This is a genomic window from Pseudomonas sp. DWP3-1-3b3 (genome assembly GCF_049896305.1).
GTDB lineage: Bacteria > Pseudomonadota > Gammaproteobacteria > Pseudomonadales > Pseudomonadaceae > Aquipseudomonas > Aquipseudomonas azotoformans_A.
Window position 1 is genome coordinate 1 of record NZ_JAFCUA010000026.1, and the last position, 1,068, is coordinate 1,068.

Genomic DNA, 1,068 nt, shown 5'->3' on the forward strand with positions numbered 1-1,068 from the left:
CCACGCCGACGAGGACCGCCTGCGCACGGCCACCCGTCTGACGACGCAGATGATGTACGCCGCGACCGAAATGGTGCTGGAAGAGCCCGACCAGGACGAAGACCGCATCAACGAAGAGATCTGCTGGATGGTCAGCCTGTACTATCAGCACCTGACGCGGGCGAAGCCCGCGCCCGCGACGCCAGCAGGCTGATCAGCGCCAGGGCCGCCGCCAGGCAGATGGCGGACAGGGCCAGGGCGCGGCGCACTTCGCCATCCCCGACCACCAGAGAGGCCGCCAACGGGCCAGCGCTGCTGCCCAGCAGCTGAGCGGCGCCCAACTGCATCGCGGCGCGACGCGTCGGGTCCAGGCGGATCAGCAGCAGGGTCTGGAACGGCAGGGCGAACAGCCACAGGAAGCCGAACGCCGCCACGCAGGCGACGAACAGGCCTCGCCCGGGGCCGCTCCACAGCACCGCCAGGATCACGGCGTTGATCAGGCCCACCGCGATCAGGATGCGGGCCGGCGGGGCGCGGTCGCCCACCAGGGTGGCGGCCGCGCCGCCAAGCACCTGAAGTCCCAGGGCCAGGGCGACGGCCAGTCCCGCCTCGCGCGGCGAAAGACCCGCCTGGGCGGCCAGCGGTTCCAGATAGACCCACAGGGCCACGATGAAGGCCATGTAGAGAAAGACCGCCAGCAGTCCGCCCAGCGGCGGGGCGCCCAGCTTGCCGCCGCCGCCCTCGGGCTTGGGCAGGACGGAGAAGCGGTCGGGGCCCGCCAGCGCCGCGCCGGCGGCCGCCAGCGAGATCACCGCCAGGGTGACCAGAGCGCCGTTGACGCCCCAGCGCCCCATGACCAGCGCCGGCAGGGCCGCCGCCAGCACCAGCTGGGCGAAGGTCTGGACCGTGACGAAGACGCCCGAGGCCCGCTCGGGCCGCGATGAGCGGGCGATGACCCCGATCGCTAGCCACAGCATTACCCCGGCGCAGGCCCCCGCCGCGCCGCGCGCCAGGATCACCTCCGCGCCGCTGGTCAGGGTGGTTGCGAGCATGGCGCCGGCATGGGCCAGACAGGCCAGGGCGATCTTA

2 protein-coding genes are annotated in these 1,068 nt (G+C 72.9%); one reads left to right on the forward strand and one right to left on the reverse strand.

Features of this window, described 5'->3' with window-relative positions:
- The coding region (locus tag ACP7BX_RS30840) for a hypothetical protein (RefSeq protein ID WP_426197818.1) at positions 1–193 on the forward strand (193 nt) is incomplete at its 5' end.
- Here ACP7BX_RS30840 and ACP7BX_RS30845 read toward each other — a convergent pair.
- Positions 132–1,068 (reverse strand): MFS transporter (locus ACP7BX_RS30845; protein ID WP_426197819.1); only part of this gene is annotated, 937 nt, incomplete at its 5' end. The genes ACP7BX_RS30840 and ACP7BX_RS30845 overlap by 62 nt on opposite strands.